General features: G+C 74.3%; 23 protein-coding genes. 10 read left to right on the top strand and 13 right to left on the bottom strand.

Translation table 11 applies throughout. The features are described 5' to 3' along the window. Positions 1–85: 85 nt before the first annotated feature. The 10 genes from ACFVFS_RS06010 to ACFVFS_RS06055 all read right to left on the bottom strand — a co-directional run bounded on the left by ACFVFS_RS06010 (position 86) and on the right by ACFVFS_RS06055 (position 9,103). Positions 86–502: a hypothetical protein gene (locus tag ACFVFS_RS06010; protein WP_380620625.1), complete on the bottom strand. Its 417-nt coding sequence runs from the start codon at positions 500–502 to the stop codon at positions 86–88. Between the two features lie 138 nt (positions 503–640). Continuing rightward, positions 641–922, bottom strand: coding sequence for a LuxR C-terminal-related transcriptional regulator (locus ACFVFS_RS06015; RefSeq protein ID WP_380620627.1), 282 nt, complete (start codon positions 920–922; stop codon positions 641–643). Between the two features lie 177 nt (positions 923–1,099). Further along, positions 1,100–1,894, bottom strand: a complete 795-nt coding sequence (locus ACFVFS_RS06020) for a type III pantothenate kinase (protein ID WP_350564455.1) — start codon at positions 1,892–1,894, stop codon at positions 1,100–1,102. A 63-nt stretch (positions 1,895–1,957) separates the two neighbouring features. Next, entirely contained in the window at positions 1,958–2,950 is a 993-nt protein-coding gene (nadC, locus tag ACFVFS_RS06025) for a carboxylating nicotinate-nucleotide diphosphorylase (protein WP_376086345.1), read from the bottom strand. 4 nt (positions 2,951–2,954) lie between these two features. Further along, positions 2,955–4,631: an L-aspartate oxidase gene (locus ACFVFS_RS06030; RefSeq protein ID WP_380620629.1), complete on the bottom strand. Its 1,677-nt coding sequence runs from the start codon at positions 4,629–4,631 to the stop codon at positions 2,955–2,957. A gap of 14 nt (positions 4,632–4,645) precedes the next feature. Beyond that, positions 4,646–5,095 (bottom strand): aspartate 1-decarboxylase, encoded by a 450-nt coding sequence (panD, locus tag ACFVFS_RS06035; protein ID WP_380620631.1) that lies wholly within the window; start codon positions 5,093–5,095, stop codon positions 4,646–4,648. 100 nt (positions 5,096–5,195) lie between these two features. Further along, the gene (panC, locus tag ACFVFS_RS06040) at positions 5,196–6,101 is read right to left on the bottom strand and encodes a pantoate--beta-alanine ligase (protein ID WP_380620633.1); all 906 of its coding nucleotides are present in this window, start codon (positions 6,099–6,101) and stop codon (positions 5,196–5,198) included. Continuing rightward, positions 6,101–7,036 (bottom strand): Rossmann-like and DUF2520 domain-containing protein, encoded by a 936-nt coding sequence (locus tag ACFVFS_RS06045; RefSeq protein WP_380620635.1) that lies wholly within the window; start codon positions 7,034–7,036, stop codon positions 6,101–6,103. The genes panC and ACFVFS_RS06045 overlap by 1 nt, the downstream gene beginning before the upstream one ends. A gap of 116 nt (positions 7,037–7,152) precedes the next feature. Beyond that, positions 7,153–7,845, bottom strand: a complete 693-nt coding sequence (locus ACFVFS_RS06050) for a response regulator (protein ID WP_380620637.1) — start codon at positions 7,843–7,845, stop codon at positions 7,153–7,155. 61 nt (positions 7,846–7,906) lie between these two features. Continuing rightward, positions 7,907–9,103 carry a sensor histidine kinase gene (locus tag ACFVFS_RS06055; RefSeq protein WP_380620671.1) on the bottom strand — a complete coding sequence of 399 codons (1,197 nt, stop codon included), beginning with the start codon at positions 9,101–9,103 and terminating at the stop codon, positions 7,907–7,909. A gap of 175 nt (positions 9,104–9,278) precedes the next feature. Here ACFVFS_RS06055 and ACFVFS_RS06060 point away from each other — a divergent pair, with 175 nt between their 5' ends. Then, positions 9,279–10,334 carry an SAM-dependent methyltransferase gene (locus ACFVFS_RS06060; protein ID WP_380620639.1) on the top strand — a complete coding sequence of 352 codons (1,056 nt, stop codon included), beginning with the start codon at positions 9,279–9,281 and terminating at the stop codon, positions 10,332–10,334. Continuing rightward, positions 10,331–11,500: an NADH-quinone oxidoreductase subunit D gene (locus tag ACFVFS_RS06065; RefSeq protein WP_380620641.1), complete on the top strand. Its 1,170-nt coding sequence runs from the start codon at positions 10,331–10,333 to the stop codon at positions 11,498–11,500. The genes ACFVFS_RS06060 and ACFVFS_RS06065 overlap by 4 nt, the downstream gene beginning before the upstream one ends. Positions 11,501–11,588: 88 nt before the next feature. On the opposite strand, the gene ACFVFS_RS06070 is transcribed toward ACFVFS_RS06065, so the two are convergent. Beyond that, positions 11,589–12,512: a hypothetical protein gene (locus ACFVFS_RS06070; protein ID WP_380620642.1), complete on the bottom strand. Its 924-nt coding sequence runs from the start codon at positions 12,510–12,512 to the stop codon at positions 11,589–11,591. 447 nt (positions 12,513–12,959) lie between these two features. Here ACFVFS_RS06070 and ACFVFS_RS06075 point away from each other — a divergent pair, with 447 nt between their 5' ends. The 6 genes from ACFVFS_RS06075 to ACFVFS_RS06100 all read left to right on the top strand — a co-directional run bounded on the left by ACFVFS_RS06075 (position 12,960) and on the right by ACFVFS_RS06100 (position 19,697). Further along, positions 12,960–13,922 carry a Ppx/GppA family phosphatase gene (locus ACFVFS_RS06075; RefSeq protein ID WP_380620673.1) on the top strand — a complete coding sequence of 321 codons (963 nt, stop codon included), beginning with the start codon at positions 12,960–12,962 and terminating at the stop codon, positions 13,920–13,922. Positions 13,923–14,639: 717 nt separating this feature from the next. Then, positions 14,640–15,467, top strand: a complete 828-nt coding sequence (locus ACFVFS_RS06080; protein ID WP_380620675.1) for a sugar phosphate isomerase/epimerase family protein — start codon at positions 14,640–14,642, stop codon at positions 15,465–15,467. Positions 15,468–15,499: 32 nt separating this feature from the next. Further along, on the top strand, positions 15,500–16,294 hold the full coding sequence (locus ACFVFS_RS06085) for a class I SAM-dependent methyltransferase (protein ID WP_380620643.1): 795 nt from the start codon (positions 15,500–15,502) through the stop codon (positions 16,292–16,294). Positions 16,295–16,343: 49 nt separating this feature from the next. Beyond that, positions 16,344–17,114, top strand: coding sequence for a class I SAM-dependent methyltransferase (locus ACFVFS_RS06090; protein ID WP_380620644.1), 771 nt, complete (start codon positions 16,344–16,346; stop codon positions 17,112–17,114). Between the two features lie 119 nt (positions 17,115–17,233). After that, entirely contained in the window at positions 17,234–19,078 is a 1,845-nt protein-coding gene (gene ilvD, locus ACFVFS_RS06095; protein ID WP_380620645.1) for a dihydroxy-acid dehydratase, read from the top strand. Positions 19,079–19,169: 91 nt separating this feature from the next. Then, positions 19,170–19,697, top strand: coding sequence for a hypothetical protein (locus tag ACFVFS_RS06100; protein WP_380620647.1), 528 nt, complete (start codon positions 19,170–19,172; stop codon positions 19,695–19,697). A gap of 3 nt (positions 19,698–19,700) precedes the next feature. On the opposite strand, the gene ACFVFS_RS06105 is transcribed toward ACFVFS_RS06100, so the two are convergent. Together ACFVFS_RS06105 and ACFVFS_RS06110 are read right to left on the bottom strand one after the other, a co-directional pair. Further along, the gene (locus ACFVFS_RS06105) at positions 19,701–21,047 is read right to left on the bottom strand and encodes a hypothetical protein (RefSeq protein ID WP_380620648.1); all 1,347 of its coding nucleotides are present in this window, start codon (positions 21,045–21,047) and stop codon (positions 19,701–19,703) included. Positions 21,048–21,160: 113 nt separating this feature from the next. Continuing rightward, positions 21,161–21,610, bottom strand: a complete 450-nt coding sequence (locus tag ACFVFS_RS06110) for a hypothetical protein (protein ID WP_380620650.1) — start codon at positions 21,608–21,610, stop codon at positions 21,161–21,163. 247 nt (positions 21,611–21,857) lie between these two features. Between ACFVFS_RS06110 and proC the strand changes: the two genes are divergently transcribed. Further along, positions 21,858–22,685, top strand: a complete 828-nt coding sequence (gene proC / locus ACFVFS_RS06115) for a pyrroline-5-carboxylate reductase (RefSeq protein WP_376086317.1) — start codon at positions 21,858–21,860, stop codon at positions 22,683–22,685. 34 nt (positions 22,686–22,719) lie between these two features. Next, positions 22,720–23,382: an HAD family hydrolase gene (locus ACFVFS_RS06120; RefSeq protein ID WP_380620651.1), complete on the top strand. Its 663-nt coding sequence runs from the start codon at positions 22,720–22,722 to the stop codon at positions 23,380–23,382. Positions 23,383–23,501 lie beyond the last annotated feature (119 nt).

The following is a 23,501-nucleotide window of genomic DNA, read 5'->3' on the forward strand; positions in this document are numbered from 1 at the left end:
CTGGGGGTGCGGGGCGCGGGGGACCGCGCCCCGCCCCGGGGCGCCCCCCCCCGGTTGGTCGGGGGGCCCCGCCGCCCGGTGCTGATCAGCCGGTGAACTTGCCGGCCGCGTTGTTGTCGTGCGTGACCGTCAGGTTCTTCTCGTCGTACGCGGCGACCCAGTCGACCCGTCCGCTGCCGCCGCCCGCGCTGAACTCGTACACGGTGAAGGAGGAGTAGGGGTTCCAGTTGTCCACGTAGGCGGCGTGGTTCTTGACGTACACGCCGGCGCCGCCGGAGCCGTAGGCCCCGGGGTTGAAGCGGTAGAGCGTGCCGTAGTTCGGGATGTTGCCCTGCTGCTCGAAGTAGGCGCCGTAGCCGTGCGAGCTGGAGTTGTAGTACAGGCAGGCGCTGTAGGTGTGGCAGTCCCCGTCGAGGGCGGAGGCCTGCGGGGCGACCGCCACGCCCAGGCCGACGGCGGCGAACAGTGCCGCGCCGGCGCCGGTGATTCGCTTGAGGTTCATCGGAGATTCCTTCGGACTGCCCGCCGGTTGCGCACCGGCGGGACCGCGAAGGAGAGGAGCGCACAATGCTCCCCCCCAAGAGCTGCCGGGATGTGCGAGAGAACGCCCGGCGGTTATGAATTTAGGCGGCGGTTCGGGTCACGACCATTGTCCGCAAGGACAGTTGGCGATGCGGTGGTAGAGCGCGACCATGGCGAGGCGCAGCCGCGAGTCGACGCCGAGGCGGTCCATCAGGGCCGCCACGTGGGCCTTGACGGTGCGTTCGGTGATGCCGAGGCGGTCGGCGACCTCCTGGTTGGAGAGGTCCAGGACCAGGAGGTGGAGCACCTCTTCCTGGCGGCCGCTCAGGCTGTCGATCCGGGACGCCGAGACGCGCAGGTCGTCCAGGGCGTCGTCGACGGCCGTGATGGTTCCGTGCATGTGTTTCCCCCCTCAGTGCCAGCCGCTCCTCGACGGGGAGCGGTGGGTGACGGGGCCCCGTCTTTCGACGCTAGCACGGCCGGAGCACGGGAGATGATCACCCGTGGTCGCGATGGGGGGACCGTGGGTGATTGTCCTCGTTCGTGGAGGTGTGATGTGCGTCACACCTCCCGGGTGTCAGCTCGGGCGGTTGCGCTCGTAGACCAGGCGCAGGCCGATCAGGGTCAGCCAGGGCTCGTGGACGTCGATCGAGCCGGCCTCGCCGAGGACGAGCGGGGCCAGGCCGCCGGTGGCGATCACCTGGACGTCGTCGGGGTCCTTGGAGAGTTCGCGGGCCATCCGGTCGACCAGGCCGTCGACCTGGCCGGCGAAGCCGTAGAGGATGCCGGACTGCATGCCCTCGACGGTGTTCTTGCCGATCACGTTGCGCGGGCGGGTCAGTTCGATCTTGCGCAGCAGGGCGCCGCGGTTGCCGAGCGCCTCGACGGAGATCTCGATGCCGGGGGCGATCGCGCCGCCGACGTAGTCGCCGCGGGCGTTGACCGCGTCGAAGGTGGTGGCGGTGCCGAAGTCGACCACGATGCACGGGCCGCCGTAGAGGTGATTGGCGGCCAGCGCGTTGACGATGCGGTCGGCGCCGACCTCCTTGGGGTTGTCCATCAGGACGTGCACCCCCGTCTTCACCCCCGGCTCCACGATCACCGCGGGGACGTCGCCGTAGTAGCGGCGCGTCACCTCGCGGAACTCGTGGAGCACGGAGGGGACGGAGGAGCAGATCGCCAGGCCCTCGACCTTCGCGTCGGCGATCGCCGTGCGCGATCCCTGCGAGCCCATCAGGCCGTGCAGCAGCACCGCCAGTTCGTCCGCCGTGCGGCGCGGATCGGTGGAGATCCGCCAGGTCTCGACGACCTCCTCACCGCCGAACAGGCCGAGGGTGGTCTGGGTGTTGCCGACGTCGATGGTGAGCAGCATGGGGTGCTTTCTTCGTCGAGGGCCAGCGGACGGGCGGAGCGGGGCGTGCGGACGGACGGGTGGTCAGGCGCGCAGGTCCAGGCCGATGTCCAGGATCGGCGAGGAGTGGGTCAGCGCGCCCACCGCCAGGTAGTCGACACCAGTCTGGGCGACCTCGCGCGCGGTGGCCAGAGTGAGTCCGCCGGACGCCTCCAGCCTGGCCCGGCCGGCCACCAGGGCGACCGCCTCGACCAGCTGCGGGACGGTGAAGTTGTCCAGCAGGATCAGGTCCGCCCCGGCCTCCAGGACCGGCGCGATCTGCTCCAGGGTGTCGACCTCGACCTCGACCGGCAGGTCCGGGTAGGCGGCCCGCACGGCCCGGAACGCCTCGGCCACGCCGCCGGCCGCGACCACGTGGTTGTCCTTGACCAGGGCCGCGTCCGACAGCGCCATCCGGTGGTTGGCGCCGCCGCCGCAGCGGACCGCGAACTTCTCCAGCGCGCGCAGGCCCGGGGTGGTCTTGCGGGTGTCGCGGACCACCGCGCCGGTGCCCTCCAGGGCGTCCGCCCAGGCCCGGGTGGCGGTGGCGATGCCGGACAGGTGGCAGAGCAGGTTCAGCGCGCTGCGCTCCGCGGTCAGCAGGTCCCGGGTGCGGGAGCGGACCGAGAGCAGCACCTGGCCGGCCTCGACCCGGTCGCCGTCCTGGACGTGCCGCTCGACCTCGAACTCCTCCTCGCAGACCAGCGAGACGACCGCCTCGGCGATCCGCAGGCCCGCCACCACGCCGGCCTGGCGGGCGGTGAAGTCGGCGGTGGCGACGGCGTCGGCCGGCACGGTCGCCACCGAGGTGACGTCCTCGCCGCCGGCCAGGTCCTCGGCCAGCGCCAGGGTGGCGATGTCCTCGACCTCGATCGGGTCCAGTCCGGCCTCCTCCAGCAGCTCGGCGAGCTGCGGGTCCAGGCCGGTCTCGTAGCCCTCGCCGTCCCCGCAGGCGCAGCCGTCGCCGCAGCCGCCGGCCAGCGGGAGCTCCTCGTGCTCGTGCTCGTGCAGGTGGGTCAGATCGGTCGCGTCGGTCATGGTGCTACTGCTCCTCGGGGGTGCTGACGGTGCCGCCGGAGGCGGTGAGGGTGGTGATCAGGTGGCGCAGCCCGTGCGCGTCGTCCCGCTCCGGGAAGTCCTCGCGCCAGTGGCAGCCGCGGGTCTCCTCGCGCTGCGCGGCGGCGGTGACCAGCGCGTCGGCGACCAGCAGCAGGTTGGCGGCCTCCCAGGTCTCCACCCGGGGGTCGGCCGGCTTCTGCTCGGCGGCGTCGGTGCGGGCCTGCTCGGCGAGCAGCGCCAGTCCCTGCGCCGTGGCGGCCATCGACGCGGCCGAGCGCAGGACGCCCGCACCGCGCGACATCAGTCGCTGGATCTCGGCCCGCGCCTCGGGCGCGGGCAGCGGTACCGGGTGGGCGGCGCGGGCGGCCGCCGCGTCGACGGCGCGCGCGGGCAGTTCGCCGGCCGCGTGCCGGGCGGCCAGGTCGGCGGCGATCCGCTCGGCGAAGACCAGGCCCTCCAGCAGTGAGTTGGAGGCCAGCCGGTTGGCCCCGTGCACACCGGTGCAGGCGACCTCGCCGCAGGCGTAGAGGCCGGGGACGGAGGTGCGGCCGCGGCGGTCGGTGCGCACCCCGCCGGAGGCGTAGTGCGCGGCCGGGGCGATCGGGATCGGCTCGGTGACCGGGTCGATGCCGTGCGAGCGGCAGGACGCCAGGATCGTCGGGAACCGCCGCTCCCACATGGCGGCGCCGAAGTGCCGCCCGTCGAGGTACATGTGCCGGGTGCCCTGGAGCTGCATCCGGCGGGTGATCTCCTTGGCGACGATGTCGCGCGGGGCCAGCTCGGCCAGCTCGTGCCGGCCGACCATGAACCGCACGCCGTCCGCGTCGACCAGGTGGGCGCCCTCGCCGCGGACCGCCTCGGAGATCAGCGGCTGCTGGCCGTGGGCGTCCGGGCCGAGCCAGAGCACGGTGGGGTGGAACTGGACGAACTCCAGGTCGGTGACCTCGGCGCCGGCCCGCAGCGCGAGCGCCACGCCGTCACCGGTGGAGACCGTCGGGTTGGTGGTGGCCGAGAAGACCTGGCCCATGCCGCCGGTGGCGAGCACCACCGCGCGGGCCAGGACGGCGCCGACGCCGTCCCGCTGCCCCTCGCCCATCACGTGCAGGGTCAGCCCGGCCGCGTGCCCGTCGGCGTCGGTGAGCAGGTCGAGGACGAGGGCGTGCTCGATGAGCTCCACCTCGGGGTCCTGCCGTACGGCCTCGACCAGGGCACGGGATATCTCGGCGCCGGTGGCGTCGCCGCCGGCGTGCGCGATCCGGTTGCGGTGGTGGCCGCCCTCGCGGGTGAGCAGGATCGCGCCGTCGGTGCCCCGGTCGAAGGCGGCGCCGACCGCGATCAGCCGGCGGACCGCGTCCGGGCCCTCGGTGACCAGGGTGCGGACGGCGTCCTCGTCGCACACCCCGGCGCCGGCCACCAGGGTGTCGGCCAGGTGCTGCTCGGGGGTGTCCCCCTCGCCCAGGGCGGCCGCGATGCCGCCCTGGGCCCAGCGGGTGGAGCCCTCGTCCAGCATCGCCTTGGTGACCACCAGGACCCTCAGGCCGGCCTTGCGGGCGTTGAGCGCGACGGTGAGTCCGGCCACGCCGGAGCCGACCACGACGACGTCGGTGTCGGTGGTCCAGCCCGGCGCGGGGGCGGTGAGGCGGTGCGTGACGGCGGACATGGCGTGATGGCTCCTTAGCGCGCGGCGGCGTCGACGGCGCCGCTGCCGCCACGGTACGCCGCGTCCCCGCGCAGCAGTCCGGTGCCCTCCCCGGCCTCGGCCGGGTCCCCGCCGGTGCCGGTGATCCGGTTCTGCCCGTCGACGAAGACGACCTTGGGGAGGTAGCCCTTGGCCTCGGCGGTGTCCATCTGCCCGTAGGCGATCAGGATGACGAGGTCGCCGGGGTGGACCAGGCGGGCGGCGGCGCCGTTGATGCCGATGACGCCGGAGCCGCGCGGGCCGGCGATGGTGTACGTCTCCAGCCGGGCGCCGTTGTTGATGTCGACGATGTGGACCAGCTCGCCGGGGAGCAGGTCGGCGGCGTCGAGCAGGTCCTCGTCCACCGTGACCGAGCCGACGTAGTGCAGGTCGGCCTGGGTCACGGTGGCCCGGTGGATCTTGGACTTGAGCATGGTGCGGAGCATTGCGGGTCACGCCTCCTGTGAGTGCATGCCTAGGGGGAACTGCCGAGCGGACGTAACGGTCGTTGGCTACCGGACGGTTCTGTGCCGGTCGCTCATCCGCCTAGCGGCAGATGACGTGGACGTTGTCGATCAGGCGGGTGGCGCCCACCTTCGCGGCCACGGCCAGCACGGCCTCGCCCTGGAAGTCGTCCGGCGCCTCGGTGAAGTCGTGCGGATCGATCAGGGCGAGGTAGTCGAGGTCGACGCCCTCGGCGGCGTCGAGCACGGCCCCGGCGGCCTCGCGCACGGCCTTCGGGCCCCGCGCGGCCGCGTCCCGGCCGGCGAACAGCGCCTCGGACAGGGCGAGCGCGCGGGTGCGCTCCTCCGCCGAGAGGTAGCGGTTGCGGGAGGAGAGCGCCAGGCCGTCCTCCTCGCGGGTGGTCGGCACACCGACGACCTCGACGTCGAAGTCGAGGTCGGCCACCATCCGGCGGACGATCGCCAGCTGCTGGGCGTCCTTCTCGCCGAAGAAGGCGAAGTCCGGGTCGGTGATGTGCAGCAGCTTGGCGACCACGGTCAGCACGCCGTCGAAGTGGCCGGGCCGGGTGGCGCCCTCGTAGCGCGCGCCCATCGGGCCGGCGGCCAGCCGCACCTGCGGCTCGCCGTTCGGGTAGACCTCGTCGACGGACGGCGCGAAGACCACGTCGGCGCCGTTGGCCTCGGCGAGCCGGACGTCCTCGTCCAGGGCGCGGGGGTAGCGCTCCAGGTCCTCGCCGGCGCCGAACTGCAGCGGGTTGACGAAGACCGTGACGGCGACCCGGCCGTCCCGGCCGACCTGCTTGCGGGCGGCGCGGATCAGCGCGGCGTGGCCCTCGTGCAGGGCGCCCATCGTCATCACGACCGCGTTGTCCACGGGCTGCTCGTCCGGCCAGAACGCCGCCTCGAAGTCGTCGACGGTGCGCGTGACCACGGCCCGGTGGACCTTCGGGGCGCGCTGGGCCTTGCCCGGCTGCTTGCCGCGTGCCATTACTGCTTCTCCTCGTTCAGTACGTCCAGCAGCGCCGCCGCCGACGCTTCGTCGATCGTCCCGTGGGCCAGGGCCCGCTGGGCGGTGGCGCGGGCCATCGCCCGGTAGGCGGCCGGGATGTCCGGGGACACCGTACTGAGCTGCGCCAGGTGGCGCCGCACGGTGCCGGCGTCGCCCCGGGCGACCGGGCCGGTGAGGGCCGCGTCGCCGGAGCGCAGCGAGTTGTCGAGCGCGGCGCCGAGCAGAGGGCCGAGCATCCGGCCGGGCTCGGCGACGCCGGCCGAGCGCAGCAGCTCCATCGCCTGCGCGACCAGCGTGACCAGGTGGTTGGCGCCGTGCGCCAGGGCGGTGTGGTACCGCGGGCGGACGTCCTCGGGCACCCACTCGGGCTCGCCGCCCATCTCCACCACCAGCGCCTCGGCGACCGGGCGCAGCTCCTCCGGGGCGGTCACCCCGAACGGGCAGCCGGCCAGTCGGGCCAGGTCGACGGAGGTGCCGGTGAAGGTCATCGCGGGGTGCAGCGCGAGCGGCAGCGCGCCGGCCCGGACGGCAGGCTCCAGCACGGCCACGCCGTGCGCGCCGGAGGTGTGCACCAGCAGCTGGCCGGGGCGGACGGCCCCGGTGGCGGCCAGGCCGGCCACCAGGTCGGCCAGCGCGTCGTCGGGGACGGTGAGCAGGACGAGGTCGGCGGCGGCCAGCACCTGCGGCGGGGTGACCACCCGCACGCCCGGCAGCAGCGCCTCGGCGCGGCGGCGGGAGGCGGCGGACACCCCGGAGGCGGCGACCACCTTGTGGCCGGCGAGCTGCAGGGCGGCGCCGAGCGCCGGGCCGACCCGGCCGGTGCCGACCACGCCCACGGCGAGGCGGGCGGGGCGGTTGCCGGGGTCGGCCGGATCGTCGAGTGGGGACAGATCGCCGTAGTCGGACAGACTCACGCACCCACCTTTGTCCAGGGGTCCCGTTCCGGTCCACTCGACGGGTACCGGACGTACCGGCCCATTCTACGGGGGGTCGGGAACGGGACCGAGCGGGCCCGGGGGCCCGGGCGGGCTCAGTCCGCGGCGCCGGCCCGGATCAGGCCCGCCTCGTAGGCCAGCACCACCGCCTGGACGCGGTCGCGCAGGTTCAGCTTGGCCAGGATCCGGCCGACGTGGGTCTTCACGGTGGCCTCGGAGAGCACCAGCCGGGCCGCGATCTCGCCGTTCGACAGGCCCTGCGCGACCAGCAGGAACACCTCGCGCTCGCGCTCGGTGAGCGGGCCGAGGGTGTCCGTGCGGCCGGGGCCGCTCTGCGGGGTGGGCAGCACCTCGGCGAACCGGTCGATCATGCGGCGGGTGGTGGTCGGCGCGACCACCGCGTCCCCGCCGTGCACGGCGCGGATCGCGGCCACCAGCTCGGTCGGCGGCACGTCCTTGAGCAGGAAGCCGCTGGCACCGGCCTTGAGCGCGGCGAAGGCGTACTCGTCGAGGTCGAAGGTGGTCAGGATGAGCACGTGCGGGGCGTCCGGCAGCGGGCTGCCGTCCTCGGCGAGACAGATCCGCCGGGTCGCCTGCACGCCGTCCAGCCGGGGCATCCGGACGTCCATCAGGATCACGTCCACCGCGGTGTGCCGGAGCTTCTCCAGGGCCTGGGCGCCGTCCCCGGCCTCGGCGGCGATCTCGATGTCGCCCTGCGACTGCAGGATCATCCGGAATCCGGTGCGCAGCAACTCCTGGTCGTCGACCAGCATCACGCGGATGGTCAAGGGTGGCTCCTAGGTCCTCGGGGGGAACGGCGGGGGGTCGGTGGGCGCCCGGGGCCCGGGGTCAGTGGGCCGCCTTGAGCGGCAGCACGGCGCGGATCCGGAAACCGCCGCCGGGGCGCGGCCCGACGTCGAGGCTTCCGCTGACCATGCCGACCCGCTCGCGCATGCCGATCAGCCCGTGCCCCTGGCCGTCGGTACCGCCGGCGGCCAGCTGCTCGTCGGTGCTGCCGCGGCCGTCGTCCTCGACCAGGACGGCCAGCTCGCGCTCGCCGAAGTCGACCGAGACCCGGGCGTGCACATCGGGGCCGCCGTGCTTGCGGACGTTGGTCAGCGCCTCCTGGACGATCCGGTAGACGGTCAGCTCGACGCCGCGCGGCAGTTCGCGCGGATCGCCCGAGGTGGCGAAGTCCACCGGGAGGCCGGCCGTGCGGACCTGGTCGAGCAGATCGGGCAGCTCCTCGACACCCGGCTGCGGCACGTACTCCTCGCCCTTGGTGTCGGCGGTGCGCAGCACGCCGAGCAGCCGGCGCATCTCGACCAGCGCCTGCCGGCCGGTGGAGGCGATGGTGCCCAGCGCCTCCTTGGCCTGCTGGGGGGAGTTGTCCAGGACGTAGGCGGCGCCGTCCGCCTGGACGATCATCACCGAGACGTTGTGCGCGACCACGTCGTGCAGCTCGCGGGCGATCCGCGCCCGCTCGGCGGCGACCGCCACCTTGGCCTGGGCGTCGCGCTCGCGCTCCAGCCGGGACGCGCGGTCCTCCAGCTCCACCAGGTAGGCCCGGCGGACCCGGGTGAGCCGCCCCCAGGCCCAGCAGAGGATGAACGGGGTGGTCATCATCCCGGCGTAGAACAGCGACTCGGGAATGGAGTACGCGACGTAGCTGATGTCGCCGTCGGGCAGCCGGGTGGCCTTCTCCGGGTGGATCTGCCAGAACACCAGCGGGCCGGCCAGCAGTCCGCCGGCCAGGGCCGCCCGGGACGTCCAGGGCCGGCCGAACGCGGCACCCGTGTAGGCGAAGACCAGATAGGCGATGCTGGAGATCGCCGGGGTGACGTCGAGCGCCACCTGGGTGAGCCCGACCGCGATCGCGGCGGCCACCGTCAGGTCGGGGAACCGGCGCCGGAACACCATCAGCAGCGGCAGGACGACGGCGACGACGACCTGGACCGCGGCGCGCCAGCCGTCGTTGCCGCTGCCCTCCTCCGGCAGGAGGCCGAGCAGGAGCACCAACGCCGCCCAAGCGGAGTCGACCACCATGGGGTGACGGCGGAGCCAGGCGTTGAGTCGATGCACAGGTCAAGCGTAGGCAGCCGCGGCGTGTCCCAAGGTCCGCCGGGAGGGCGATCCGGCCTACTCCCTAGGTCGGAGAGGACGGAGTACCGATGCCGTACGGATTGGGCGGGTACGGGCCGGGTGTGTAGCGTCCCGCCCCATGACCTGGATGCGGTGGGCGCCCGCGACCGAGCGCGCCCTCTACGGACCCGACGGCGGCTTCTACCGCAGGCCGGAGGGCCCGGCCGGGCACTTCCGGACCTCGGTGCACGCCTCCGCGCTGTTCGCCCGGGCGGTGGCCCGGCTGCTGCTGGAGGTGGACGCGGCGCTCGGCCGTCCGGAGGAACTGGCCTTCGTCGACGTCGGGGCCGGGCGGGGCGAGCTGGTCGCCGGGGTGCTGGCGGAGCTGCCGGAGGCGGTGGGGGAGCGGCTGCGGGTGTACGCGGTGGAGCTCGCCGACCGCCCGCCGCGGCCGCCCGCGGCGCTGTCCACAGGGCTGTGGACAGCGCCGCGGTGGGAGGCGGTGGTGTGGACGGACCGGGTGCCGCGCGGCGCCACCGGGCTGCTGTTCGCCAACGAGTGGCTGGACAACGTGCCGCTGGACACCGGCGAGGTCGGCGAGGACGGGCGGCTGCGCTACCTGGAGGTGGACACCGCGACCGGCGAGGAGCGGCTCGGCGGGCCGGTGGAGGCCGCCGACGCGGCCTGGGCCGCCCGCTGGTGGCCGGCCGAACGCCCCGGGGACTTCGCCGAGTTCGGCACCCCCAGGGACGCCGCCTGGGCGGAGGCGGTGGACGGCCTGGACCGCGGCCTGGCCGTCGCCGTCGACTACGGGCACACCGCCGACCGCCGCCCGCCGTTCCCCACCCGGACCGGCTTCCTGGCCGGCCGCGAGGTGGCCCCGGTGCCCGACGGCTCCTGCGACGTCACCGCGCACGTCGCGCTGGACGCCGTCGCCGTCCCCGGTCTCCACAGCCTGTGGACGACCCAGCGGGAGGCGCTGCGGGCGCTCGGCGTCAGCGGCGCCCGGCCCTCGCTCGCCCTCGCCTCCTCCGACCCGGCCGGCTACCTGCGGGCCCTCGGCGGCGCCGGCGAGGGCGCGGAGCTCACCGACCCGGGCGGCCTCGGAGCGTTCGGCTGGCTCGCGCAGGCCGTCCGGATGCCGGTACCGGCGAGCCTGGAGGCGCTGCCGGGATGGCAGACTCTCACCCCATGAGGGAGACCACGGTCGGCATCGGGGCGGGAGCCGAGAACTTCACGGGCGAGGCGGGCGCCACCGACATGGTGCTCAACATCGGCCCGCAGCACCCGGCCACCCACGGCGTGCTGCGACTGCGGCTGGTGCTGGACGGCGAGCGCATCGTCAGCGCCGAGCCGGTGATCGGCTACATGCACCGGGGTGCCGAGAAGCTCTTCGAGGCCCGGGACTACCGGCAGATCATCATGCTGGCCAACCGGCACGACTGGCTCTCGGCCTTCTCCAACGAGCTGGGCGTGGTGCTCGGCGTCGAGCGGATGCTGGGCATGGAGGTGCCCGAGCGGGCGGTGTGGATCCGCACCCTGCTCGCCGAGCTGAACCGCGTCCTCAACCACCTGATGTTCCTCGGCTCCTACCCCCTGGAGCTGGGCGGGATCACCCCGATCTTCCACGCCTTCTCCGGCCGCGAGGACCTCCAGCACGTGCTGGAGGAGGCCTCCGGCGGCCGGATGCACTACATGTTCAACCGGGTCGGCGGCCTGAAGGAGGACCTGCCGGCCGGCTGGCTCGGCCGGGTCCGCGCCGCCGTCGGCGTCGTCCGCTCCCAGCTGCCGGTCTTCGAGGAGCTGGTGCTGGGCAACGAGATCTTCCGTGCCCGCACCGCCGGGGTCGGCGTCCTCACCCGGGCGCAGGCCGAGGCGTACGGGGTCAGCGGCCCGATCGCGCGGGCCAGCGGCCTGGACTTCGACCTGCGCCGCGACGAGCCCTACCTCGCGTACGGCTCCGAGGAGCTGCGGCAGGTGCTGACCGTGGTCACCCGGGAGGAGGGCGACTGCCTGGCCCGCTTCGAGTGCCTGCTGGAGCAGACGGTCAACGCGCTGGACCTCGCCGACGCCTGCCTGGACAAGCTGGCCGGGCTCGCCCCCGGGCCGGTCAACCTGCGGCTGCCCAAGGTGCTCAAGGCTCCCGAGGGCAGCACCTACGCCTGGACGGAGAACCCGCTCGGCGTCAACGGCTACTACCTGGTGTCGCGCGGCGACAAGACGCCGTGGCGGCTCAAGCTGCGCTCGGCGTCGTTCAACAACATCCAGGCGCTCACCGAGCTGCTGCCGGGGACGCTGGTCGCCGACATGGTGGCGATCCTGGGCTCGATGTTCTTCGTCGTCGGCGACATCGACAAGTGAGCCGGGGAGGGGGCGGGGCGGTTCCGCCCGGCCCCCTCGCCGCTGCCCGTTCTCAGGCCAGCTGGTCCTTCGGCTCCTGATCCTTGGCCTACTTGTCCTTCGCCGCCTTGGGCTTCTTCGCCGGGTCGGCCGGGTGCGGGGCCACCTTCCGGTCGCCCTTGGTGGCGATCCGCTCCTCGCACAGCCCCGCGAGCACCCGGTAGGCGGCCCGGCCCATCAGCTCGGTCAGCTCCGGGCGGTAGCTGACGTAGACCGGGTCGGCGCCCTGGTGGGCGTCCGGGCTGCCGGTGCACCACCAGTGCAGGCCGTGCCCGCCCGGGCCCCAGCCGCGCCGGTCGTACTCGCCGATGGTGACCTGGAGGTAGCGGGTGTCGTCCGGGCGGTCGATCCAGTCGTAGGTGCGGCGCACCGGCAGCTGCCAGCAGACGTCCGGCTTGGTCTCCAGCGGCTCGCGGCCCTCCTTGAGGGCGAGCGCGTGCAGGGCGCAGCCCGCTCCGCCGGCGAAGCCGGGGCTGTTCACGAAGATGCAGGCGCCGTTGACCCGCCGGGTCTGGCGGTCGCCGTCCTCGTCGAACATGGTGATGCCGCCGTCGGTCCTGATCCGGCCCTTGGCGTCGGTGCCGTGCGGGTGGTTCTCCCACAGCTCCGGGGTCAGCCGGGCCGCGTGGCCGGTGACGCGCTTCTCGTCGTCCTCGTCCGAGTAGTGCGCGCCCAGCGTGCAGCAGCCGTCGGACTCGCCCCGGCCCTCGCGGATGCCCTGGCAGCCCTGGCCGAAGATGCACGACCAGCGGGAGGTCAGCCAGGTCAGGTCGCAGCGGAAGACCTGCTCCGCGTCGTCCGGGTCGGTGAACTCGACCCAGGCGCGCGGGAAGTCGAGCGGGACCTCGGGACGGAGCTCGGAGCGGAGCACCGGCATCGCGAGGTCGACGGCGGTCGGGCCGACGGCCGTCGGCTTGGCCTTCTTCCCCTTGGAGGTGCTGCTGCTGTGCTTGGACGTGTCTGCTGCTGCCACTCGGCAAGGGTAGAGCCTTCGCGGGGCGGCGAACCGTCCGTGGCCACGGGGTTTACGGTGAGTTCACCGCGCGGTGGGCGGCCGGCGGCACGGTTCGGTCCGGACGGCGTCCGCCGGCTCGCCCCGGCGGACGCCGCGCGCGCCGACCTGCCGACGGCGGACGCCGCGACGGCCCGCCGCTGCGACGCCTCGCTCAGCGCCTTCGTCGACTCCCCCGACCTGTTCGCCGACTGGCTGCCGGGCCTGCGCGGGCTCGATCCGGAGTCCGCCGCACCGACCCTCCACCTCCCGGGTGAACGCCGGAACAACACCGTCCGAATACCGTTCGAACGCCCGTGTCGAACCCGCCGCCCGATGCCCGCCGGAGCCGCGATCACGGCCCGGACCAGCACGAACACCCCGCACGACCGGTCTCCTCCGGCGCCGGATCGCGTAGCGTGGAGAGTTATGCGACTCGGTGTGCTCGACGTAGGTTCCAACACGGTCCACTTCCTCGTGGTGGACGCCCATCCGGGCGCCGCCCCCCTGCCCGCCTACTCCCACAAGGCCGAGCTGCGGCTCGCCGAACTCCTCGACGAGCAGGGTGCGATCAGTGAGACCGGCGTCGAGCGGCTGATCGGCATGGTCGCCTCCTCGCTGCGGGTGGCCGAGGACAAGGGCGTGGTCGACATATTGCCCTTCGCGACCTCCGCCGTGCGCGAGGCCGCCAACGGCGAGGCGGTGCTGCAGCGGGTCGCCGAGGAGACCGGCGTCGAGCTGCGGGTGCTCTCCGGTCAGGACGAGGCCCGGCTGACCTTCCTGGCGGTCCGCCGCTGGTTCGGCTGGTCCTCCGGCCGACTGCTCAACCTCGACATCGGCGGCGGCTCGCTGGAGATCGCCTGCGGTCTGGACGAGCAGCCCGACGCGGCCTGCTCGCTGCCGCTCGGCGCCGGCCGGCTCACCGCCCGCTGGCTGCCCGGCGACGTCGCCGACCCCGAGCAGCTGCGCGGCCTCAGGCGGCACATCCGCGCCGAGATCGCCACCGTCGTCGGCGAGATCTCCCGCCTCGGGGCCCCGGACCACGCCGTCGCCACCTCCAAGACCTTCAAGCAGCTGGCCCGGATGACCGGAGCCGCCCCGGCCGACGCCGGTCCGTACGCGGACCGCCGGCTCACCCGCAACAACCTCGCCGCCTGGCTGCCCCGGCTCTCCGCGATGACGGTCGCCGAACGGGCGCAGATCCCCGGCGTCTCCGAGGGCCGGGCCAAGCAGCTGCTGGCCGGCGCGCTGGTCGCCGACGCCGCGATGGACCTGTTCGGCCTGGACGAGCTGGACGTCTGTCCCTGGGCGCTGCGCGAGGGGATCATCCTGCGCCGCCTGGACGCCATGGACAGTGCCGCCGACCGCCGCCGGCCCGCCCTCACCCCCTGACGGGGGGCGCCCGGGACGCCGGGCGGGCACCGACCCGCTCCCCGTTCCGGGCGCGGTCCGCTTACGCTGTCTCCCGTGGCGCAACCAGCGGACGAGGACGGAACGCGGGAGGGCCGCGCTCCCGAGGACGGGCAGCCGCGGCACGACACCCCGCGCCGTGCCGCCCGCGACACGGCCGCCGGTCCGCCTGCCGAAGGACCGCCCGCGGAGGAACCCTCCGCGGAAGGACCGCCCGCGGAGGAGCCCCCCGCCACCGGGACCCCGGACCGGGCCCGGAAGACGGCTGGGCAGACCGAGCGGTCCGCCCCCCGGTCCGCCCGCCCCCGCAAGCTCGGCAAGGCCGCCCGCGACGCCGCCGGCGGCGTCGCCGAGAAGGCGGCCCGCAAGGCCGCTACCCGGGCGGCGACCAAGGCGTCCACCAAGGCGTCCACCGCGACCGCCGCCAAGACGGCGGGCAGGGCCACGGCCGACGCCCCCGACCGGACCGCGGCCACCACGTCCGGCCGGACCGCGGCCAAGCCGCCCGCCAAGGCCCCCGCCCCCGCCCCCGGCAAGGCCGCCCCCGCCAAGACCAGGGCCCCCGCCGCCCAGCCCGCCCGCGGCACCCGCACCGCCCGGGCGGCCGGCGCCGCCAAGGCCGCCGTCCAGTCCGTGAAGTCCGTCAAGGCCGCCCGCCAGGCCGCCGCCCGCCCCCCGCTGCTGCGCACCACCGACCGCCTGGTGCTGCCCGCCCACCCGACCCTGCACATCCCGGACACCAAGGTCGTCCTGTCCACCGCCTCGGTCTACCCGGCCAACACCGCGGTCGCCTTCGAGCTGGCCGCCAGGCTCGGCTACGACGGCGTCGAGGTGATGGTCTGGAACGACCCGGTCAGCCAGGACATCGAAGCGCTGCGCCGCCTCTCCGACGCCCACGGCATGCCGATCCTCGCCGTGCACGCGCCGTGCCTGCTGATCACCCAGCGGGTGTGGACCACCGACCCGTGGACCAAGCTGGTCCGCGCCCGGGCGGCGGCCGAGAAGCTCGGCGCGAGCGCGGTCGTCGTCCACCCGCCGTTCCGCTGGCAGCGCCAGTACGCCCGCGAGTTCGTCGAGGGCGTCCACCGGATGGCGGGGGAGACCGATGTGCGCTTCGCCGTCGAGAACATGTACCCGTGGCGCTACAAGGACCGCGAGATGCTGGCGTACGCGCCGGGCTGGGACGTCACCGACGAGGAGTACCGGCACTTCACCATCGACCTCTCGCACGTCGCCACCTCGCGGGTGGACGCCTTCGAGATGGTCGACCGGATGGGGGACCGGCTCGCCCACGTCCACCTGGCGGACGGCTCCGGCTCCGGCAAGGACGAGCACCTCATCCCGGGCCGGGGCAAGCAGCCCTGCGCCGAGTTGCTGGAGCACCTCGCCAGGACCGGGTTCGACGGCCACGTGGTGCTGGAGGTCAACACCCGCCGGGCCGCTTCGCCCGCCGAACGCGAAGCCGATCTCGCCGAGGCGCTGGCCTTCACCCGCTTGCACCTGGCCACCCCCGCGCGCGTACGCTGACAGCATACGAACTGCCTTACTCAGGGGGAGACATGGCGGAACAGGGCGGAACCGGAGCCGTTCCCGGCAGCGACTTCCGCGGGCTCGCGGAGTCGTTCGGCGGGGTGGCGGCGGAGTACGACCGGGCGCGGCCGTCGTACCCGCAGGAGCTGTTCGACGAGCTGGAGCGGCTGTCCGGCCGCGGTCTGCGGGGCGCGCGGGTGCTGGACGTGGGCGCGGGCACCGGTATCTCGACCCGGCTGCTGGCGGCCCGGGGCGCCGACGTGGTCGCGGTGGAGCCGAGCGCGGGCATGGCGGCCCAGTTCCTGGCGAGCGGCCCCGGTCTGGCGCTGGTCCGGGGCAGCGGTGACGACCTGCCGTTCCACGACAGCTCGGCGGACTTCGTCACCTACGCCCAGGCCTTCCACTGGACCGTCCCCGAGCGCTCGATCCCCGAGGCGGTCCGGGTCCTGCGCCCCGGCGGAGCCCTCGCCGCGTGGTGGAACGTGAAGGACAGCGGCGTCGCCTGGGTGCGGGCGATGGGGGAGCGGCTCGCCGCCGCCCTGCCCGAGACCTACCACGGCTACGGCGCCGTCCACGAGTTCGCCTCCCACCTCGTCCCGTACGGGCTGCGGATCGGGACCGCGGTGCTCCACTGGGAGCGCCGGATCACCGTCGACCACCTGATCACCGACCTCTCCTCGCGCTCCTACCTCGCCGCGCTCACCCCGGAGCGGCGCGAGCCGCTGCTGGCCGTGGAGCGGGAGGCGCTGCTGGCGGAGTTCCCGGACGGCTGGGTGATCGAGCCGTACGTGCTGCACCTCACCGTGGCCGTCACCCCGGCCTGACCGCGCGTACGCTGACGTGTGAACCGAACAGTCGTTCCGGGGAGGGGACATGACGGACGTGCAGGAGTTCCGCAAGCTCGCGGAGTCGTTCGGCGGGGTGGCGGCGGAGTACGACCGGGCGCGGCCGTCGTACCCGCAGGAGCTGTTCGACGAGCTGGAGCGGCTGTCCGGCCGCGGTCTGCGGGGCGCGCGGGTGCTGGACGTGGGCGCGGGCACCGGTATCTCGACCCGGCTGCTGGCGGCCCGGGGCGCGGACGTGGTCGCGGTGGAGCCGAGCGCGGGCATGGCGGCCCAGTTCCTGGCGAGCGGTCCGGGGCTGGCGCTGGTCCGGGGCAGCGGTGACGACCTGCCGTTCCACGACAGCTCGGCGGACTTCGTCACCTACGCCCAGGCCTTCCACTGGACCGTCCCCGAGCGCTCCGTCCCCGAGGCGGTCCGGGTGCTGCGCCCCGGCGGAGCGCTCGCCGCGTGGTGGAACGTGATGGACCCGGACGTGCCCTGGGTCCGGGCCGCCGGCGCCCGGGAACGCGCGCTGCTGCCCGGGGCCGTCCGCCAGTTCGACGAGCTGGAGTCGGCGGCCGAGCAGTGGCGCCGCCTCGGTCTGGAGTCCGCCGTCACGGTGCTCCGCTGGGAGCGCCGGACCACCGTCGACGACCTGATCACCGACCTCTCCTCGCGCTCCTACGTCGCCGTCCTCGACGAGGACCGCCGCCGCGTGCTGCTGGAGGGCGAGCGCGAGGCGCTGCGGGCCGAGTTCCCGGACGGCCTGGTCACCGTGCCGTACCTGCTGGACCTCACCCTCGCGGTGGTCCCCGGCTGACCGCATCGCGGACGCGGCGTCCGCCGCCCGGACGGCGGGCGTAGGCTCGACGGACACAGCGGCCCCGCACCCTCCGAACGACCGGGGCCGCCAGCCAGCCTCCGAAGGAGTGGAGCACAGTGCCCGAGCTGAGGTCCCGTACGGTCACCCACGGTCGCAACATGGCAGGCGCCCGGGCGCTTCTCCGGGCGGCCGGCGTAGCCCGCGAGGACTTCGGCAAGCCGATCATCGCGGTCGCCAACTCCTTCACCGAGTTCGTCCCCGGCCACACCCACCTCCAGCCGGTCGGCCGGATCGTCTCCGAGGCGATCAAGGAGGCGGGCGGCATCCCGCGCGAGTTCAACACCATCGCCGTCGACGACGGCATCGCGATGGGCCACGGCGGCATGCTCTACTCGCTGCCCTCGCGCGACCTGATCGCCGACTCGGTCGAGTACATGGTCAACGCGCACTGCGCGGACGCGCTGATCTGCATCTCCAACTGCGACAAGATCACCCCCGGCATGCTGATGGCCGCACTGCGCCTGAACATCCCGACGGTCTTCGTCTCCGGCGGCCCGATGGAGGCCGGCAAGGCGACCCTGGTCGACGGCACCGTGCGCAAGCTCGACCTGGTCGACGCGATCTCCCAGGCGGTCAACGAGAACGTCTCCGACGAGGACATCGCGATCATCGAGGAGAACGCCTGCCCGACCTGCGGCTCCTGCTCGGGCATGTTCACCGCCAACTCGATGAACTGCCTCACCGAGGCGATCGGCCTCTCGCTGCCCGGCAACGGCTCCGTCCTCGCCACCCACACCGCCCGCCGCGCCCTCTACGAGGCCGCCGGCCGCACCGTCGTCGAGATCACCAACCGCCACTACGGCCAGGACGACCCCTCGGTGCTGCCCCGGGCGATCGCCACCCGCGCGGCCTTCGAGAACGCCATGGCCCTCGACATCGCCATGGGCGGCTCGACCAACACCATCCTCCACCTGCTCGCCGCCGCCCAGGAGGCCGAGCTGGACTTCGACATGCGGGCCATCGACGCGGTCTCCCGCAAGGTCCCCTGCCTCTCCAAGGTCGCGCCCAACGGCTCGTACTACATGGAGGACGTGCACCGGGCCGGCGGCATCCCCGCCATCCTCGGCGAGCTGTACCGCGGCGGCCTGCTCAACGAGGACGTGCACACCGTGCACGCCGACTCGCTCTCCGAGTGGCTGAAGACCTGGGACGTCCGCGGCGGCTCGCCGTCCGCCGAGGCCGTCGAGCTGTGGCACGCCGCCCCCGGCTGCGTCCGCTCCGCCGAGGCCTTCTCGCAGTCCGAGCGCTGGGAGTCGCTGGACACCGACGCCGCCGGGGGCTGCATCCGCAGCGTCGAGCACGCCTACTCCGTCGAGGGCGGCCTCGCCGTGCTGTACGGCAACCTCGCCGAGGACGGCTGCATCGTGAAGACCGCCGGCGTCGACGAGTCGATCTGGACGTTCAGCGGCCCGGCCGTCGTGGTCGAGTCCCAGGAGGACGCGGTCGAGGCGATCCTCGCCAAGCGGGTCAAGGAGGGCGACGTCGTCGTCATCCGCTACGAGGGACCCAAGGGCGGCCCCGGCATGCAGGAGATGCTCTACCCGACCTCCTTCCTCAAGGGCCGCGGACTCGGCAAGGCCTGCGCGCTGGTCACCGACGGCCGCTTCTCCGGCGGCACCTCGGGCCTGTCCATCGGCCACGCCTCCCCGGAGGCCGCGTCCGGCGGCACCATCGCCCTGGTCGAGGACGGCGACACCATCGCCATCGACATCCCGGGCCGGCGGATCTCGCTGGAGGTGCCCGCCGAGGTCCTGGACGAGCGCCGCCGCGCGCTGGAGGCCGCCGGCGGCTACCGGCCGAAGAACCGCGAGCGCCAGGTCAGCCAGGCGCTGCGGGCGTACGCCGCGATGGCCACCTCCGCCGACAAGGGCGCCGTCCGGGACGTCGGCAAGCTCGGCTGACCCCGCCCGACCACGGCAGCACGACGAGGAGCCGTCCCGGCCACCGGGACGGCTCCTCCGCTGTTCCCGCCCGCCGGGGATAATCGGAACCGTGACCCAGGAACCCAGCCCCACCGCCCAGCCCGCCGGCGCCCCCGAGCCGGAGCCGATCCGCTGGTTCGGCACCAGCTGGGTGGAGCGCGGCGGCGACTACCGGCTCCGCCGCGTCCTCGTCCCCGTCGGCGCCCTGCTCTGTGCCGCGGCCGCCGCCCTCGTGCTGCGCTTCGCCGTCGACGGCATCCGGGTGGCCGACAACGGCGGGTTCCTCAACGGGCTGCTGGTCGCCGCCGTCGCGATCTGCTCGCTGCTCGCCGCGCTGCGCACCTGGAAGCTGCTCACCGAGGGCAAGGAGAGCCTGACCGGCTGGATGGCCGAGGAGAAGTCGCTCGGCGTGGTCTGGATCATCGGCGGGGTCGGCGCCCTGCTCGCCTACTTCGTCCGCAGCCTGCGCGAGGCCCCGGGCGAGGCCGTCCGGCGCGCCCGCTACGAGCGCGAGCTCGATCGGCACGAGCGCCGGCAGGCCAACCGCAGCGGGCGGCCCGGCGCCAGGACGCCGGGCCGGGCCAAGCGCGGGCGCTGAGCCTCAGTTCCGGCTGGCCGTGCCGCAGGCGTCGTTCGGGTTCGGGGTCCGGGTGAGGTCGTACGGGTCCTCGGTCGGCCCGGACTGGTTCGGGTCCGGTGCCTGGGCGGCCGCGAACTGGTCGAACTGCGGGTGGTAGTAGCCGTCGTGGACGTCGCACTCGCTGTTGGCGGCGTCGACCTGGTAGCGCGCGAAGTAGAGCTTGCCGGGCTCGACGTCGAACTTCGCCGGGTCGTAGAAGCGGAACGTGTCCGTGCGGCGCACCAGGGTCCGCGTCGTCCAGGTGTCCCCGGCCACGTCCTCCACCGGGGTGAGCAGGCCCACCGGCCTGGCCGCGCCGGCCCCCGGTCCGGTCGGCGCCGGGGCGTCCGACGGCCGCGGCGGCCGGGAGGGCTTGGGCGCCGTGGCGCGCTTGGCCGCGTCCGGGCCGGGCCGGAGCGGGTACACGTAGGTGAAGTCGGTGTGCACCAGCACACCCCGCTGGCCGTCCCCCTCCACGCTGATCCACCCCTGGAGCCGGTAGGTGTCGCCGACCGGGACCGCGTCGCGCGCGTCGAAACGGCTGAACCAGTTGGTGGGGTCGGACTCGGCGGAGGGCTTGGCGAGCGCCTTCTCGGCCTCCTGCCGGACCTCGGACTCAAGCATCGCCAGGGCCGCCTCCGGGCGGGCGCCGGCCAGGACCTTCGGGTCCAGATGGGCCGCGGCCAGGTACTCCTTGACCAGCCTGACCTGGTCGGCCACCTGCTGGGCGGTGAACACCCCGGTGGCCGCCGGCGGCTCCTTGGTCTCGAACGCCGCGACGCCGGTGGGCCACCCTTCGGCGGGCGACCCGGCCCACGGGTGGTCGACGGTCGGCTGCTCGGGGTCGACCGGGGGCGGTGGAGCGGTCGGCCGGGCCGTCGCCGGGGCGACCGTCGGGACGGGCGCCGTGCTCGCCGTGTCGCCGGAGCGCTTCTCGTACCAGGACCGCAGGCCGTCGATGTTCAGCGCGGCGAGCACCAGGGCGACGGCCAGCACCACGAACAGCGGCGTGCGCCACTCCAGGGAGCGCCGCGGGCGCGGGTTGCCCCACGCGTCGACCGGCCGGCCCTTGCGGGCGAACCGCTTCCTCGGCGCCGGCCCGTCGTTCACCGAGCGGCGGCCGCCCGGGTCGACCGGCGGGGTGTGCCTCCACTGCGCGGCGAGCATCCGGGTGCGGCCCGTCTGCTCCTTGACGGAGGCGCCCCGGACGAACTCCTCGTCGAGGACGAGGTCGGCGAACGGGTCCTTCCCGTCCGGTCCGGACGGGGCGTTCCCGTCCGGTTCCCGGCCCTCGGACGGGCGCGGTTCTGGATCTTCGGCGATCGGCATCGCGCCAGTATGCCGACGGGGGGTGACAGGAGTTCGATCGGGGCCACACCGGTCGGTGAACCCGCCGGCGGTGTGCGGCGATCGGTCCGGTTCGTCCCCGTCCCGGCCACCGGTCAGCCCTTCTCCCGGGCCCGCTTCACCGACCCGACCACCCCCGCGACGGTCAGCACCATGGCGGCCGGCAGCAGCGACAGCAGGAGAGCGCCGAACAGGCCCTCGTCCCCGATGAACAGCTGCACCAGGGTGTTCACCACCAGCATCCCGCCGGCCGCCGGCAGCGCCGCCTGCCAGGGGTGCTCGTTCGCCCAGCGGTGCAGCCGCCGGTCGCCGGACTCCCGGCGCAGCCGGCCGCCGACCGCGCCGACCAGGAAGAAGAAGAACAGGCCCCAGCCGGCCGGACCGGCCAGCATGCTCGACGACCAGTCCCCGTCGATCAGTTCGATCGCCAGGTCCGTCGCCCCCACCACCGCACCGACTCCCGCGGCGGTGCGCCACGGCCCCAGGGTCGCCGCGGCGACGGCGACCTGCCGGTTCTCACGTCGGGACATCTCTCCGTGTGCCATGACTCCACGGTGCGCCCGCGCCCACTCCCGGGCCATAGGGGAGAACCCGGGTTTTCGCCCTAGGGGCCGCCTTCGGACCCCCGTCGTCCGCCCGACGGGCGGGAGTCCGAGGACGGCCCCTCCCCGGACCGCCCCGGCGACGGAGGCCGGGCGGCTGCCCGCAGGGTGGACGCCGCCGCCGGCGGCGGGCGCGCGGTGCGAGGATGGCCGCGGTACCGGAACGCGGCACCGGAGGCAAGGAGCGGCCATGACCAGCAGCGCGGCGCACGGACAGAAGATCGCCTTCCTCGGCACGGGCAAGATCGGGGAGGCCCTGCTCTCCGGTCTGCTGCGGGCCGGCAAGGACCCGGGGGACGTCCTGGTGACCGCCCGCCGTCCGGAGCGGGCCGCCGAACTGGCCGACCGGTACGGGGTCGGCGTGGTGGGCAACACCGAGGCCGCCAAGCTCGCGGACACCCTGATCCTCGCGGTGAAGCCGCAGGACATGGGCACCCTGCTGGACGAACTGGCGCCGCACGTCGACCCGGACCGGCTGGTGATCTCGGCGGCGGCCGGCATCCCCACCGCCTGGTTCGAGGCCCGGCTGGCGGCCGGCACCCCGGTGGTCCGGGTGATGCCGAACACGCCCGTCCTGGTCGACGAGGGCATGAGCGTCATCTCCGGCGGCTCGCACGCCACCGAGGCGCACCTGGAGCGGGCGGAGGAGATCTTCCGCTCGGTCGGCAAGGCGCTGCGGCTGCCCGAGTCCCAGCAGGACGCGGCGACCGCGCTGTCCGGCTCCGGCCCGGCGTACTTCTACTTCCTGGTCGAGGCGATGACCGACGCGGGCATCCTGCTCGGCCTGCCCCGGCAGGTGGCGCACGACCTCATCGTGCAGTCGGCGATCGGCGCCTCGGTGATGCTGCGGGACTCCGGCGAGCACCCGGTGAAGCTGCGCGAGGCGGTCACCTCGCCGGCCGGCACCACCATCGCGGCCATCCGCGAGCTGGAGAACCACGGGGTGCGGGCGGCCCTGCTGGGCGCCCTGGAGGCGGCCCGGGACCGCTCCCGGGAGCTGGCCTCCGGCGGCAGGTGACCGCGGCGGACGGACACGCCTTAGGGTCGAACACATGACCTATGAGCTGGTGATCTTCGACAACGACGGTGTGCTGGTGGACAGCGAGCCGCTCTCCAACCGCCTGCTGGCCGAGTACCTGACCGAGCTGGGCTACCCGACCACGATCGAGGACTCCTACCGGGACTTCATGGGCACCGCCGCGCACCGGGTGCACGACGTGATCGCCGAGCGGTACGACGGCGCCCGGCTCCCGGAGGGCTTCGACGACGCCTTCCACGGCCGGGTCTTCGACGCCTTCGCCACCGGGCTCGCCGCCGTCCGGGGCGCGGAGGCGCTGCTGAAGGAACTCCAGCGGCGCTCCGTGCCCTACTGCCTGGCCTCCTCCGCCCACCACAGCTGGATCCGTGCCGCGCTGGACACCACCGGCCTGCGCGGCCACCTCGCGGAGGAGCGGATCTTCAGCGCCCAGGACGTCGGCGTGGGCAAGCCCGCGCCGGACCTCTTCCTGCACGCGGCCCGCACCCTGGGCGTCGACCCGGCGGCCTGCCTGGTGCTGGAGGACAGTCCCAACGGCGTGCTCGCCGCCCGCGCGGCCGGCATGGACGTCTACGGCTACACCGCGCTGACCGACCCGGCGAAGCTCACCGCGGCCGGCGCCACCGGGCTGATCGCCGACCTCGCCGAGGTCCCCGCCCTGCTCGACCGGCGCCGGTAGCCCCGCCCGCGGCACCCTCCGGTCGCATGCCGGCCGTCGCCGGCCGTCGCCGGTCGTACGCCGGTCGTACGCGGGTCGTGCGCACCCCCTCCCGCGATCGCCCGTCCGGCCCTACGATC

Source organism: Kitasatospora sp. NPDC057692, from assembly GCF_042799475.1.
Lineage (GTDB): Bacteria > Actinomycetota > Actinomycetes > Streptomycetales > Streptomycetaceae > Kitasatospora.

Bases quoted from the DNA above. Each gene is read 5' to 3' on its own strand.
- ACFVFS_RS06010 (WP_380620625.1), bottom strand. From the start codon at position 502: ATGAACCTCAAGCGAATCACCGGCGCCGGCGCGGCACTGTTCGCCGCC.
- ACFVFS_RS06015 (WP_380620627.1), bottom strand. From the start codon at position 922: ATGCACGGAACCATCACGGCCGTCGACGACGCCCTGGACGACCTGCGC.
- ACFVFS_RS06020 (WP_350564455.1), bottom strand. From the start codon at position 1,894: ATGCTGCTCACCATCGACGTCGGCAACACCCAGACCACCCTCGGCCTG.
- nadC (WP_376086345.1), bottom strand. From the start codon at position 2,950: ATGACCGACGCGACCGATCTGACCCACCTGCACGAGCACGAGCACGAG.
- ACFVFS_RS06030 (WP_380620629.1), bottom strand. From the start codon at position 4,631: ATGTCCGCCGTCACGCACCGCCTCACCGCCCCCGCGCCGGGCTGGACC.
- panD (WP_380620631.1), bottom strand. From the start codon at position 5,095: ATGCTCCGCACCATGCTCAAGTCCAAGATCCACCGGGCCACCGTGACC.
- panC (WP_380620633.1), bottom strand. From the start codon at position 6,101: ATGGCACGCGGCAAGCAGCCGGGCAAGGCCCAGCGCGCCCCGAAGGTC.
- ACFVFS_RS06055 (WP_380620671.1), bottom strand. From the start codon at position 9,103: ATGGTGGTCGACTCCGCTTGGGCGGCGTTGGTGCTCCTGCTCGGCCTC.
- ACFVFS_RS06060 (WP_380620639.1), top strand. From the start codon at position 9,279: ATGACCTGGATGCGGTGGGCGCCCGCGACCGAGCGCGCCCTCTACGGA.
- ACFVFS_RS06065 (WP_380620641.1), top strand. From the start codon at position 10,331: ATGAGGGAGACCACGGTCGGCATCGGGGCGGGAGCCGAGAACTTCACG.
- ACFVFS_RS06075 (WP_380620673.1), top strand. From the start codon at position 12,960: ATGCGACTCGGTGTGCTCGACGTAGGTTCCAACACGGTCCACTTCCTC.
- ACFVFS_RS06085 (WP_380620643.1), top strand. From the start codon at position 15,500: ATGGCGGAACAGGGCGGAACCGGAGCCGTTCCCGGCAGCGACTTCCGC.
- ACFVFS_RS06090 (WP_380620644.1), top strand. From the start codon at position 16,344: ATGACGGACGTGCAGGAGTTCCGCAAGCTCGCGGAGTCGTTCGGCGGG.
- ACFVFS_RS06105 (WP_380620648.1), bottom strand. From the start codon at position 21,047: ATGCCGATCGCCGAAGATCCAGAACCGCGCCCGTCCGAGGGCCGGGAA.
- ACFVFS_RS06110 (WP_380620650.1), bottom strand. From the start codon at position 21,610: ATGGCACACGGAGAGATGTCCCGACGTGAGAACCGGCAGGTCGCCGTC.
- proC (WP_376086317.1), top strand. From the start codon at position 21,858: ATGACCAGCAGCGCGGCGCACGGACAGAAGATCGCCTTCCTCGGCACG.
- ACFVFS_RS06120 (WP_380620651.1), top strand. From the start codon at position 22,720: ATGACCTATGAGCTGGTGATCTTCGACAACGACGGTGTGCTGGTGGAC.